General features: G+C 68.4%; 11 protein-coding genes. 1 reads left to right on the top strand and 10 read right to left on the bottom strand.

The features are described 5' to 3' along the window. The first annotated feature begins 14 nt into the window (after positions 1-14). Positions 15-1,772, top strand: a complete 1,758-nt coding sequence (locus tag OG974_RS23510; protein ID WP_371644378.1) for a bifunctional 3'-5' exonuclease/DNA polymerase — start codon at positions 15-17, stop codon at positions 1,770-1,772. An 18-nt stretch (positions 1,773-1,790) separates the two neighbouring features. Here OG974_RS23510 and OG974_RS23505 read toward each other — a convergent pair whose 3' ends face one another. The 10 genes from OG974_RS23505 to OG974_RS23460 form a co-directional block, all read right to left on the bottom strand. Beyond that, positions 1,791-3,023, bottom strand: coding sequence for a hypothetical protein (locus tag OG974_RS23505; RefSeq protein WP_327284654.1), 1,233 nt, complete (start codon positions 3,021-3,023; stop codon positions 1,791-1,793). A gap of 107 nt (positions 3,024-3,130) precedes the next feature. Then, positions 3,131-3,646 carry a SigE family RNA polymerase sigma factor gene (locus OG974_RS23500; protein ID WP_327284653.1) on the bottom strand — a complete coding sequence of 172 codons (516 nt, stop codon included), beginning with the start codon at positions 3,644-3,646 and terminating at the stop codon, positions 3,131-3,133. Positions 3,647-3,702: 56 nt separating this feature from the next. Beyond that, on the bottom strand, positions 3,703-4,209 hold the full coding sequence (locus OG974_RS23495; protein WP_327284652.1) for a GNAT family N-acetyltransferase: 507 nt from the start codon (positions 4,207-4,209) through the stop codon (positions 3,703-3,705). Positions 4,210-4,255: 46 nt separating this feature from the next. Then, the gene (locus tag OG974_RS23490) at positions 4,256-5,473 is read right to left on the bottom strand and encodes a serine hydrolase domain-containing protein (protein WP_371644376.1); all 1,218 of its coding nucleotides are present in this window, start codon (positions 5,471-5,473) and stop codon (positions 4,256-4,258) included. Between the two features lie 123 nt (positions 5,474-5,596). Continuing rightward, on the bottom strand, positions 5,597-6,355 hold the full coding sequence (locus OG974_RS23485) for a PaeR7I family type II restriction endonuclease (RefSeq protein ID WP_327284650.1): 759 nt from the start codon (positions 6,353-6,355) through the stop codon (positions 5,597-5,599). A gap of 12 nt (positions 6,356-6,367) precedes the next feature. After that, complete coding sequence (locus OG974_RS23480; protein ID WP_327284649.1) at positions 6,368-8,044, bottom strand: Eco57I restriction-modification methylase domain-containing protein; 1,677 nt, start codon at positions 8,042-8,044, stop codon at positions 6,368-6,370. 451 nt (positions 8,045-8,495) lie between these two features. Continuing rightward, complete coding sequence (locus OG974_RS23475) at positions 8,496-10,328, bottom strand: ABC-three component system protein (protein ID WP_371644373.1); 1,833 nt, start codon at positions 10,326-10,328, stop codon at positions 8,496-8,498. Further along, the gene (locus tag OG974_RS23470) at positions 10,306-10,572 is read right to left on the bottom strand and encodes an ABC-three component system middle component 6 (protein ID WP_371644371.1); all 267 of its coding nucleotides are present in this window, start codon (positions 10,570-10,572) and stop codon (positions 10,306-10,308) included. Before OG974_RS23470 ends, OG974_RS23475 begins: the two co-directional genes overlap by 23 nt. Continuing rightward, positions 10,569-11,474, bottom strand: coding sequence for an ABC-three component system protein (locus OG974_RS23465; protein WP_371644369.1), 906 nt, complete (start codon positions 11,472-11,474; stop codon positions 10,569-10,571). The genes OG974_RS23470 and OG974_RS23465 overlap by 4 nt, the downstream gene beginning before the upstream one ends. Positions 11,475-11,604: 130 nt before the next feature. Next, entirely contained in the window at positions 11,605-12,345 is a 741-nt protein-coding gene (locus tag OG974_RS23460; RefSeq protein WP_371644367.1) for a M48 family metallopeptidase, read from the bottom strand. Positions 12,346-12,350 lie beyond the last annotated feature (5 nt).

The raw sequence follows: 12,350 nt of genomic DNA, 5'->3' as shown, positions 1-12,350 counted from the left end.
GGACACTCGCACCCATGAGCGACCCCACCCCCCACTGGGCCCTGGCCGAAGCCGCCGACGGCCTCTGGCACGCCAGGCCGCTCACCCCTGTGCCCTCCGCGCCCTCCGCGTCCTCCGCATCCTCCGCGTCCTCCACCCCCGGCGCCCCCGCCCCCGGCGCCCTCCCGGGCGGGCCCCTCACCTTCCGGGACCCCGCGGACGCGATCCGCTCCGCGCCCGCCACCACCCGCTGGATCTGGCGGAGCACCGCCGCGGTCTACCCCCGCCTCCTCGCCGCCGGCACCCGCGTGGAGCGCTGCCACGACATCGAGGACGCCGAGCTCCTGCTCCTCGCCCACGAGGGCCGCTCCGGAGAGCCCCGCTCGGCCGCGGCCGCCTGGGCCCGGCTCACCGGGGCCCCCGTACCCCCCGATCCCCCGCACCCGCAGCGCGCGGCCGCACCCAGCGCTCAGGACTCCCTCTTCGATCCGCAGCCCGCACGCACGCCCCTCCCCCTCGACGCGCTCGTCGCCGTCTACGAAGAGCAGACGAGGCGCCACGCCGCCACCGCCCACCCGGACCGCATGCGCCTGCTCACCGCCTCCGAGTCGGCGGCTTTCCTGATCGCCGCCGAAATGCACCGTGCCGGCCTGCCCTGGCGGGCCGACGTGCACCGCGCACTGCTCACCGAGCTCCTCGGCGAGCGGTACGCGGGCGGCGGCGAACCCCGCCGCCTCGCCGAGCTGGCCGACGAGATCTCCGCCGCGTTCGGCCGGCGCGTGCGTCCCGAGCTGCCCGCCGATGTCATCAAGGCGTTCGCGGAGGCCGGGATCCGGCTCAAGTCGACCCGCCGCTGGGAGATCCAGGAGCTCGACCATCCCGCCGTGGAGCCGCTCCTCGCGTACAAGAAGCTGTACCGGATCTACACCGCCCACGGCTGGGCGTGGCTCCAGGACTGGGTGCGCGACGGCCGCTTCCGCCCGGAGTTCGTCCCCGGCGGCACCCTGACCGGCCGCTGGGTCACCAACGGCGGCGGGGCCCTCCAGATCCCGAAGGTGATCCGCAGGGCCGTCGTCGCCGATCCCGGCTGGCGGCTGGTCGTCGCCGACGCCGACCAGATGGAACCCCGTGTCCTGGCCGCGATCTCCCGCGATCCCGCGTTCATGGAGGTGGCCGGGCGCCCCGAAGACCTGTACACGGCCATCTCCCGCCAGGGCTTCTCCGGCGACCGGGACATGGCCAAACTGGCCGTCCTGGGCGCCGTGTACGGGCAGACCTCGGGCGACGGCCTGAAGAACCTGGCCTCACTGCGCCGCCGCTTCCCGCAGGCCGTGGCGTACGTGGACGACGCCGCGCGGGCCGGGGAGGAGGGGCGCCTCGTACGGACCTGGCTGGGCCGGACCTGCCCGCCGCCGGCCGGCGCCGACGAGGACGGCGAAGCCGGGATCCCGCAGGACCGGGAGGGGGGCTGGACCCCCAGCTACGCCTCCACCAACACGCGGGCCCGCGGCCGGTTCACCCGCAACTTCGTCGTCCAGGGCAGCGCCGCCGACTGGGCCCTGCTGCTGCTCGCGGCCCTCCGGCAGGCCATCGCGGGCGCCGGGATGCGGGCCGAGCTGGTGTTCTTCCAGCACGACGAGGTGATCGTGCACTGCCCGGCCGAGGAGGCCGGGGCCGTCGCCGAGGCGATCCGCGCGGCCGGTGACCGGGCCGCCCGGATCGCCTTCGGTGACACCCCGGTCCGCTTCCCGTTCACCACGGCGGTCGTGGAGTGCTACGCGGACGCCAAATAGCGCGTCCGCTCCGGATGATCAGCCGACCCACTTCGGGTCGAGGGCCATCTGCTTGAGCTGCTCCATCGTCAGGACGGGCTCCTTGCGGGTGGCGGGCTTGTTCTGGCTGCCGGTGTTGAAAGCGGAGATCGCGATGCGGCGCCCGTCCGGCCGCAGCGTGTCGACGGTCCACATGACCACGTTCGCCCCGCCCTTCTCTCCGGGCTGCTCCTCCGCCACCACCTTGGTGCCGTCGGGGAGGGTCGTGACGTTGCCCGCGCCGAAGCGGGCCGCCAGCGCCGAGCCCATGTCCTTCTGCGCATTGACCTGGACGAGCGAGGCGCCCTTGCCGTCGTCGAGCACGACGTAGGCGTAGTCGCCCGAACCACCCCTGCCGGTCACCGTGAGCCCGGTCTTCGGCAGCAGGGACTCCAGCACCACGCGGGGGTCCGCCACCGCGGGCGGCAGGAGGGGGACCTGCGCCTGCCCCCCGACGGCCGGCAGGTCGCTCAGCGCCGGGCGCCACAGCGTCGACATCGCGAACTGCTTCAACTGAGCCGGGTTCAGGGGCGGGTCGGTCCGCGAGACCTTCGCACCCTTCTCCGCCGGAGCGTTCCACTCCTGAGCGTCGACCTGGTAGCCCTCCGGTGTCACCAGCGTGGTCCGCCACAGCTTCGTGGGCTCCCGGCGGTCGGGGTATTCGTACCCCTTGTAGAGCAGGATCCGCCCGCCGTCGGGCAGGGTGTCGACCTCGCAGCCGTCGTACTCGACGAAGTTCTTGTCGGGGCACTTCAGCATCTCCGCGGCCGGCCGGCCGGTGGGGTCGGTCCGCGTGAGGGAGACCCCGATGGCCGCCTTGCCCATCCCGTCGTCGTAGACGCCGGAGACGCTCGGGCCCAGCTCATCGCCCGTGCCGCGCGCCTCCAAGTCGGACAGTTCCCCGTCCGGCAGCAACTTCTTGAGTACGGCGATCATCTGGTCGGCGGGAACGGCCCCGCTGCCGGCACGCTTGCCCTTCTCCGGCAGCGCGGGCGGCGCGGCGACCGTGGTCGCGCCGGACCCGCCCGCGCCCTCGAACAGACCGGCGGTGTAGGCGCTGCCCGCACCGATCACGGCGAGCGCCAGCACCGAACTGCCGACGACGGCTGCCCGGCGGCGTGCCACCAGCCGCCGTCCGCGCCGTTCACCGGCGGCCACGAGGGCGTGCGGATCGGGCGTGAAACCTTCTCCCGTGCGCCGCAGGGCGTCGCTCAGGTCATCTTCGGAGAGCATGCGGAACCAGACCTTCCATCACAGGGCAACGGGTGGGGCCGAACGGGGCGGGAAACACGGGGGTGTCGGGAGTGCAGCCAGAACAGGGAAAGCAGGGAACGCTGAAGTCAGAGACCGGCGAACTCGCTGAGCGAGCCGCCCAATTGGTCCCGCAGCCGACCGAGCGCCCGCGTCGTGCGGGTGCGCACCGCGGCCGAGCTGGCGTTCATCGCATCGGCGGTCTCCTCCACACTGCGGTCCTCCCAGTACCGCAGCACGAGTACCGCCCGGTCCTTCGGCGCCAGCCGCCCCAACGCCTCCAGCAGCGTCAGCCGCAGCGCCGGATCGGAGCCGCCGGCCGCGGCCGCGCCCGACTCAGGGAACTCCCCGACCGGGCGCTCCCCCGCCGATCTGCGCCGCTGGTGCGTCAGGAAGGCCCGTACGAGCACGGTCTGCGCGTACGCCGCCGGGTTGTCTATGCGCGAGATCCGTCCCCAGAGCAGGTACATCCGCCCCAGGGTGTCCTGCACCAGGTCCTCCGCGAGATGGGTGTCGCCGCTGGTCAGCAGGCAGGCCGACCTGTACAGATGCCCGGACCGGCCCTCCGCGAACTCACGAAACCCGTCTCTGCGACCCTGCCGCATGCACTCCCCCTCGCGTCCGTCTCACCCCAATGACGCGACGGCGGCGCGCAAATGTTTCACCCCTGTCCGAGTCCGTGGAAGTAGATGTGGAACGCGTCGCGCTCGAAGCCCTCCGCCTCGTACAGGGCCTGCGCGACGTGGTTGTCGTACGCGGTCTCCAGCTGCACCCCGGCCACCCCGGCCTCCCCGGCCCGGCGCAACACCTCGCGCAGCAGCGCCCGCCCGGCGCCGGTACGGCGGCCGGACGGCGCGACGTACAGGTCGCTCAGGATCCACATCGGCCGCAGGGCGAGCGAGGAGAAGGTCCGGTAGACCTGCGCGAACCCGACCGCGCTGGCCCCCGGCTCGGCCCCCGGCCCGGCCCCCGGCCCGGCCCCCGGCACGTCGGCGAGCAGCACCAGGGACTCGTCGGCCCTGATCCGCTCCGCCAGGAAGGCGCGGGGAGCGTCCGGGTCCTCAACCTTCACCTCGTAGAAGTCGAGATAGCCGCGGAACAGCGCGGCCGCGACCTCGACATCGGTCTCACCGGCGACGCGCACGACGGGGTTCTGGTCATCGTTCATGCCACCAGTCTTGCGGGTTCGGCGTTCAGCGTTCAGCGTCCGGCGTTCAGTGTCCGGTGACGGGTTGGGCGGGCAGGCTGAAGACGTGGTCCGGGGTGACGATCTTGGTGATCGCCTCACCGAAGAGGGTGCTGGGCTCTGAACCCTGGTAGGAGATGTCCGTGTTCAGCGTCAGCGTCAACGTGGCCTTCGCCTGCGGCAGGTACACGACCAGCGCCTGGTAGCCGGGCAGCGAGCCGTTGTGGCCTATCCAGCCCTGGACGTTGAAGATGCCCAGGCCGTAGCCGGTGCCGGGCAGCGCGTCCACCACCTTCAGGCGCTGGGCCTGCGTGGCCGGCTTGAGCAGCGTGCCCGTGGCCAGGACCCTCGCCCAGGTCTTCAGGTCTTCGAGATCGGAGATCATGGCTCCGGCCGCCCAGCCCCAGGAGGGGTTCCAGTCGGCCGCGTCCTCGACCTTCCCGGAGGCGGTCTGGTCCGTGTACCCCTGCGCGTGCGGACTCGGGAACTCCGCGCCGACGGGGAAGAGCGTGTGGCCCAGACCGGCGGGGCGGACGACCTTCTGGTTGATGTAGTCGTTGAGCCTCTGCCCGCTCTGCTTCTCCACCACCAGCCCCAGCAGGATCAAGTTGGTGTTGCAGTAGTAGAACTTCGCGTCGGGCTCGAACAGCACCGGGTGCTTGAAGGAGTACGCGAGCAACTCCTGTGGGGTGAAGGGCCGTCGGGGATTGCTCGTCAGGGCCTTGAAGAAGCCCTCGTCCTCGGAGTAGTTGAACAGCCCGCTGCGCATCCCGGCCAGCTCGCGCAACGTGATCCGGCCCCCGTTGGGCACCCCGGACACGTACTTGCCGATCGGATCGTCCAGCCCGACCTTGCCCTGGTCGACCAACTGGAGCAGCGCGGTCACGGTGAAGGTCTTGGTCACGCTGCCGATGCGCATGTTCATGTCCGTGCTGATCGACCGGCCGGTGGCCTTGTCGGCGACCCCGAAGGCCCGTACGTACGAGCCCTTGCCGGGAGCCGAGAGCGACACCATCACCCCGGGCACCGAGGCCTGGCTCATCACTTTCCGCACGGCATCGTCCAACTGCCGTGCGACGGCGGGCGTGAGCTGCGGAAAATCGCTGTCGGCGGCAACCGGGGCCGAAGCCGAGACCGTGACCGGGGCCGACGTGTCCAGGGCGTACCCCGCCCCCACCCCCAGGGGCACCACCACGAGCCCCACCGCGGCCACCCCCACCGCCGCCTTGCGCAACCGTGTCGACATGCCGGCCTCCTGCCACGCGTCGCCCGGGTTCAGCCTTTCCAACGTAGCCCCGCCCCCACCCCCCAGCGACCGCACCACCCGCCCGTCACCCTCCGTAGCGCGCGGCTCGGGGGCCCGCGTCAGCTAGAGCCCCGGGAGCGTGTTCCGGGGGCGGTCCGGGTCCGGGATGCCGAGGTCCTTCAGGTAGGTCAGGCGGGCGTTTATGGCTGCCGAGAAGTGACGCCAGTCGAGGCCGGGGACCGGCTCGTTGGGCTTGTGTGCAAACGGCGAGGACGTCACGTAACACACCGAGTCGTACAGCTGCTCCGCCATCAGCCGTTCGCAGAAGATCCCGAATCGGGTCTGGTACGAGGTGTCGTGCCAGACGGGGTCGACGGGCAGGGCCCCCTTGGCGATCCGGACGGGCCGACGCGACCCTTCCTCGTCCTGCATGATGAAGAAGTAGCCCAGCCACGGCTTCTCACCGGGATAGAGGTCCGCCAGCGCCGCCCGCCGCAGGTCGACGGCGCTGCCGAGTGCCTCTTCGACCCGGTTGTTGTAGTTGTTGCCGAAGGAGGGGCCGCCGAGTGCCTTGAGTTCGAAGGCCGCCACCAGGGTGTCCTCGTAGGTGACGACCACGTCCCACTGCTTCTGCGGCCTGTAGTAGCCGGGGAGTTCGAGGCCTTGGGGCTTGGCGATCCTGATGCTCTCGGCCGGGTAGTCGGCATCGAGGAAGAACTTGGCGAGGAGCGCGGCGATCGGGTCGAAGTGCTTGCCTCCGCGCACCGAACCCGCGGTGCCTGCGCCGACCGCGGCCTTGATCGCGGACAGGTCGGTCTGCGTCTGCTTGGCACCCCAGTACGCGGCGACGGCGTCCTCGAAGTCTTGGCGGGTGACCGTCAAGATCCGTTCCTCCTAGTCAGGCAGCTCGGTGAGCCCGTAGACACGCAGCGCGGCCTCGGTCGCAGCCCGTGCGTCCCGCTTGTCGAAGGCTTCCGCGAGGGCGTCCCGATCGCTCTCGCCGATCACCGCCGGATCGGGCACGCGGATCTTCCGTAGGTACTGCGCCTGGAAGCGGAGGGTGCCCCCTCGCATCTTGACCGCGTACGCCTCCACGAATGCCTCCGCGACCTTGGACAGCAGCAGGCCACCGAGTACGCGCATGTCCCAAACGTCCGAGACGATGAAGTACAAGTTGTGGTGAGGGTACAGGCCGCCTTGATCGAGTACCGGGTGGATCCGCAGCTTCATGTCCGGGAACAACAGCTTGTGCCGGCGCGTCAGTCGGTGATCGACCTTGTCGATCGTCTTGTACCAGCGCTGCGGCTGCCTGACCGCGACGTACCGCTTGCGCAGCGCGGCCCCGTGCTCCTCGAAGTAGGCGGCGAGCAGGGGGTACTCGGCCAGATCGACCAGATCGCCGCTCGCCGTCCAGGGGTTGACCAGGTACGTGCCGGTCCAGTGCAGCGTGCCGCTGGTGGTGTCGCGGACCATGGCCATCGGGAGCATCCGGTCGCTCTCCACCAGGCCGCTGTCCGTGGTCAGGAAGACCTTGTCGGCCCCGGTGGCGATGCCGATCCCGACGCGGGTTCCGGTCCGGGCGTCTTCCAGCGGCTGGAACCTCTCGGTGAGGTCTTCGATGACCGCCAGCCTCGCCGGGGAAGCCGCCGGCCACGAGTCCTCCTCGGGGAACCAGTGGGGCATGCGAGCCGCCTGGAACGCGGCCGTCGCGACCGGAGTGGGACCGTTACCCGTGTACCAGTCGGCGAAATCCCGGGCCTGCTCGGCGCCGAACGACCGGGTGGTGTCCGCGGCAACTGCCTCGCCCTGCTCCTTGTTCGAGATGAGCGTGATCGCGGGGTAGGCGGAGACCTGCTCGTCGAAGGCGTCCACGTCGTGCATCACCAGGGCCAGGTCCATGCTGAACCCGCCGGTCACGAGCTGTCGCAGCCGGCGGCCGTACTGGTTGCGCATCCAGCGGTCGGCGCAGATGAACCCCAACCGCCCGCCGGGGTTCAGACTGCGGAGCGCGACCTCGTAGAAACCGACGTAGACGTCTGCCCGGCCGCCCATCGTCGGGCAGGCGGCACGGTAGGCCGCCATGCGGTCGTCCGGCACGTCCTCAAGGCGGATGTACGGGGGGTTGCCGACGACGTAGTCGGCCCGGTGGTCCGCGTCCGCCTGGAGCAGGTAGTCGCCCTGCCGGACCCAGGCCTCGGCCACGCGCGCCGCCTCCCCCGCCGCCCAGCCGTCGGCCCGCAGCGTCCGCGCGACCAGCGCGCGACTCCGCTGCACGTTGCGGTCCAGCAGGTCGAAGGCCCGCACGGCTTCGACCGCATCGGCGAGCGGGCGCTGCCGCTTGCGACACGCGGCACTGATGCGGGAGGCGACCTCCCCCAGGAACGCACCCCCGCCACAGGCCGGCTCCACGATCTTCAGATCGCACAGGTCCTTGTCGGGGGTGTAGCCGAGCAGGTCCAGGATGAGCTCGACCACCCAGCCACGGGTGAACACCTCGCCGTGCTCCACGGCTTCCTGGAGGGACTCGGGAAGGGAGAGGTCGTCCGGGCCGAAGAGCGGGATGGTTGCCACGCAACGGACACTACCGCCCACCCCGGGCCGACCCGTTTCCCGTCCTGGCAAGCAAAAGCCCCAGGTCACGGCGAGTGAGTCCTGGGGCTTCTACAGAGCCGCCTTCGGGATTCGAACCCGAGACCTACGCATTACGAGGCCCCACAAGATCATCTCGACTGGTGCCGGGCCGTGCCACCAAATCCTGTTCCCCCAGGTCAGGAAGGCACGGCCCGGCGCCCGTGTGCCACCCAATCCACGCTGTGCCACCCCGTCCGCTCACGCACCGCTCACTCATGAGGCCGAGGCGACAATCGGGACGGCCTTGCCTGCGGCAGCTTCAGCAACAACCAAACGCACAGAACGGTCACGCCACAGTCTTGGACCGGCCAACGACACAACCCTGCGAACGCCCGAGCTGCCACGCTCGCACATCACGCGGCGCCCCCGCGCTCAAGGCTCGATAGGGCCCCTACCGCTCGAAGCGGAATCCAAAGAGACCGCCACCCTCGTAGGCATCCGTTAGCAACGGCTCGATGATATAAGGACCGGGATCGAACCCTAGGTGCCGAGCCTTCGCCAAGTCATCCTCGTTGATCGTCACGATGTACTGCATGCCTTCTGCGGCAGTCAGGGCCACCGCAACCTCAAGTGCACGGGTGAGTTGCCGGTCGTCCACTCCGTCAAAGATGTGACTGTCGTGCACCAGGAAGTCTGGGCCACGCCCCCCACGGTGAGCGATCACGGCCATAGTGAGGTCGAAGCAGAAAATCGACATCTTGTTGATGCCCTGACTGACGTCACTGCTGATCTTGGGGGTGATCTTAAGACTGCTCCGACCTGCTTCGACCGAGAGATACGCCGGCCGATCACTTCCGTAGAGCCTGCTGGCCAACTCATGGAATAGGACCGTCGCCTGCGTGATCTGCTGCTGTCGCTCTTGCAGGTCGGTGTCAACCTCCCGCGTCAGCTGTAGCCGGGCCGCTTCAATTTCCCTGCTACTCGCCTCCACCGTCTGCGCCGCCTCCAAGCGGTGCTGGAGCGCCCCGACTCTCGCTTCCTCCTGGGCCAGGGCTTTCTGGAGGGTGGTTAGAGCCTCCAGCGCGCCGCCCTCGCTCAGCTCCTTGAGGATGCCACTCTGTTCCTCGTCCAGTCGTGCCCGTTCCGCCCTGCGGTTCTCGAGGCTCTTGCGAGTCGCCGTGATCTCTTCCTTGAGATACGTACGCCGGTTCCGGACAACCGCCGCATGAAAGGCCCGAACTTCGTCGAATCGGCGCAGAGCCTGATCAGGCAGGGTGACCCCCAACTCGTCGTAGACCTGCTCCAGGTAGCGGACCTCGGGGTCAACGGTCTCTTCGACTGCTCTCTCAAGGTGATCGAGATTCCGCCGATCGATTACGTCCCTCGTGCTGAGATCCTGAATGCGGCGGGTCATCTCATCGGCGCGTTCCTTGAGCGCCTCGTACTGTGGCACAACCCGGAACGTCTCTAGCTGCCGCCGAAGCTCAGAGATCTTCGAGTTCTGGACAGCGATTTCGCCGCGCAAGTCCGCGGTCTTGCCGACCACCTGGCCCCATACTGGGTCATTTACGGCTTTCTTCAGCTGATCCCGGGTTGCCTTCTTCGCCGCGATGTCCTGGTATCGGGCAGCAAGGGCGGAGTCGAGCCCGAGGAGGTACGCAAGATTGGGTGACGCCTGCGCTTCCGACTGACGCGAGAAGCTGCGTACCGCCTCGTTGAAACCGTGGTCGCCGACCCTGCGGATGAGGAACGACAGCAAGGCGCGCCCGCTCACACCCGGATGCTCCCCAGAGAGCCCGAACAGCTTCTGCTCGATGAGCGCCTGCCACTCAGCGAGGAGAACCGTCTGCGGCTCGGCCGACTCGACTGCCGTCGACGAAAGCGGCTCTGGTTCTCCGAGATCAGACAGCTCGACTACCAATGGCGCGGCAGCCTTGCCCAAGACAGGGCCGGGTGCCGGCGGACGGAGTAGACCGGGGACAAGAGTAACTTTCCGCGCGTCGCCACCGCTCCGACTGACACGTAGCTCTTCGTCCAGTTCCGGCCAGTCCAAGCCGAGCGTGAAGACGGTCCGGCGGAGTTCCTTTCGAGCTGCCAGGTGCTTATTGTCGGCCCGAGCACCCAACAGGAAGTGCAGCAGCTCGATCATGCTTGACTTGCCTGAGCCGTTACGACTGTCGGTCGAGCGAGAAGCAGCGGTGGTCTCCGCCACCAGGAGGTTCAGGCCGGGCTTGAAGCCGACCGTCTTGAACCGCTTATCGTCAGCGCTCAGCCAACGCAGCATGGGCGGTCCTCCTGGTGAGCAAGTCGTTGTTCAGGTCCACGGCGCCGAGTGCGTGCAGGACATCGAGTGCGAGAACGAACCAGCCGAACGAAAGAGGGGCTGGGTGGCCGTTCTCGTGGCGCCACTCGCGCAGCCGCGACCAGGTCTGGCTGACCGTGAGCGGCCGATCCAGTTGCATAGTGATCTGGGCTCCGACAGCGAGGAGAGCGCGATCAGGGGCGATCCCCTTGGTCGGGGTGATCACGCCGCGCCTCCCTGCTCTGCACCTGCTGGTCGCCACCCTGGCGGCGGCACTTCGAAGATGTCACATTCATCAAAGAAGTAGGCAAGCACCGCCTTGGCCGCGTCGTCACGGTCCCACCTGGGCGCCTCCTGGCCTAGAACGTAGCGCTGCATCTGCCAGAGGATCTCGTCCGAGTCGTCACCGTGCTCGTGATGCATCCGGAGGTAGTACGCCCGAAAGCCCGCCGCCGCCTCGTCTCGCTCCCGCAAGTCAAGCAGGTCTCGGTAGTACTGGTCGACGAGGTATCCGTACGGCCGACCTGCCTGGAGCAGTTCCCGGGCGTAGTCAGAGAGTCGATTGAAGTCGACCTTGTACGTCGTAGGCAGGGGGACAGACCCCACCGGGGCATCGCGCTTACGGTGTTCAGCCAGATGCCTTAGCAAGGGCTCAATGTCAGCCAACCCGATGCTGTATACAACCTGCTCCACCGGGATCTTCTCGTTGAGCAGAATCTCCATCCGGGGGCGGTCGAGGTAGACCGCCTCGTACCAGAGCTTCTGCGGACCCATTTGCTGGAACACGAGGCGGGGGTAGGTCTGCCCGGCCCCCGTGAGTATTCCTGAGACGACTGGGTGGATACCGCCGCGCTGGTCGTTGTGGACGAACACGAAGGTGTCAAACTGCTCAGGGCGCTGGACGATCGCGCTCTCGACGTCACCGAAGAACTTCTTCCGGACCTCGGAAACTTCGAATGATTCTGGGGCATAGCAGGCATAGAGTCTTCGGCTCGCCGTTTGAAGGCCGTCCCCGCCGAGGTCGCCGATGTTGCCGTGGGTCCGAATCGGCACGTAATCGTCATGCCGAAGCTCCATCAGCCGATGGAAGAGCTTCTCAAACTCGTTGCCCGAACTGCTCTCGATCAACGACCTGAACCTGCTGTGCGCGTACTGCATTTGATGCGGCAGCATGGCGCCTCCCCCTGTACGGTACCGTCTCAGGGGAACCGTAACGGTTCAACCACGCCCGGTGAAAGTCTCTCTCGCCGGCGCATCCTCACTGCTGAGAACCCTCAGGGAGCCAGAGGAGGGCGCCAAGGCGGTCCAGTCGGGCCCGGCGCTGCTGATAGTCGGGCATTGTGCGTGCGACGACGCTCCAGAATTCGGCCGAGTGATCCTGCTTGTGCAAGTGGGCGAGCTCGTGCACCAGGACGTAGTCGACGAGATGCGCCGGAAGCTGCATGGTGGCCCAGTGGATATTCACGCCGCCGTTCCGGTTGCAGGAGCCCCACCGGTAGCCGAGCCGTCGCACAGCGATGTTCTCCAGCGGAGCCTGCATCCGCTGCGCCCATGGTTCTGCTCGTTTCGGAAGCCAGGCGCCACCGCGATGGCGGTACCAGGCGATGAGACCGTCCTGCGCCTGGTCCAGGCAGTCCCGCCTCAACAGCATCCGACCGCGCACCAGGCCCACGGGAAAGGGCGCTTCGTCCACGATCTTCAGACGGTAGTTGCGCCCCAAATAGAGGAATCCCTCGCCAGTCACGAACTGCTTTGCCGGACGGAGCGCCGCGTCCTCCACGCGTGCTTCCAGCTTGTCGTAGATCCACCGACGTCGTCCTTTGATGGCATCCACCAGGAATGCCCTGTCCAAGCCGGCAGGGACGGTCGCAGTGATGCGGGCGTCGCGCTCCACTGTGAGCCGTACGCTGTTACGTTCCGGAACCACCACGACCTCGATGTCCAGGTTGCCGACCCGCATCAGGCCCGGATGGACCGGACCCGATAGCTTCGCGGCCACGGCTA

Origin of the sequence: Streptomyces sp. NBC_00597, from assembly GCF_041431095.1 — a bacterium.
Taxonomy (GTDB): Bacteria; Actinomycetota; Actinomycetes; order Streptomycetales; family Streptomycetaceae; genus Streptomyces.
The sequence above is the reverse complement of the archived record's forward strand: the minus strand, read 5'-3'. Positions and strand labels throughout refer to the sequence as shown.

Excerpts from the sequence above, each read along its gene's own strand:
- OG974_RS23500 (WP_327284653.1), bottom strand. The coding sequence starts at position 3,646 with ATGCGGCAGGGTCGCAGAGACGGGTTTCGTGAGTTCGCGGAGGGCCGG.
- OG974_RS23505 (WP_327284654.1), bottom strand. The coding sequence starts at position 3,023 with ATGCTCTCCGAAGATGACCTGAGCGACGCCCTGCGGCGCACGGGAGAA.
- OG974_RS23495 (WP_327284652.1), bottom strand. The coding sequence starts at position 4,209 with ATGAACGATGACCAGAACCCCGTCGTGCGCGTCGCCGGTGAGACCGAT.
- OG974_RS23475 (WP_371644373.1), bottom strand. The coding sequence starts at position 10,328 with ATGCTGCGTTGGCTGAGCGCTGACGATAAGCGGTTCAAGACGGTCGGC.
- OG974_RS23490 (WP_371644376.1), bottom strand. The coding sequence starts at position 5,473 with ATGTCGACACGGTTGCGCAAGGCGGCGGTGGGGGTGGCCGCGGTGGGG.
- OG974_RS23510 (WP_371644378.1), top strand. The coding sequence starts at position 15 with ATGAGCGACCCCACCCCCCACTGGGCCCTGGCCGAAGCCGCCGACGGC.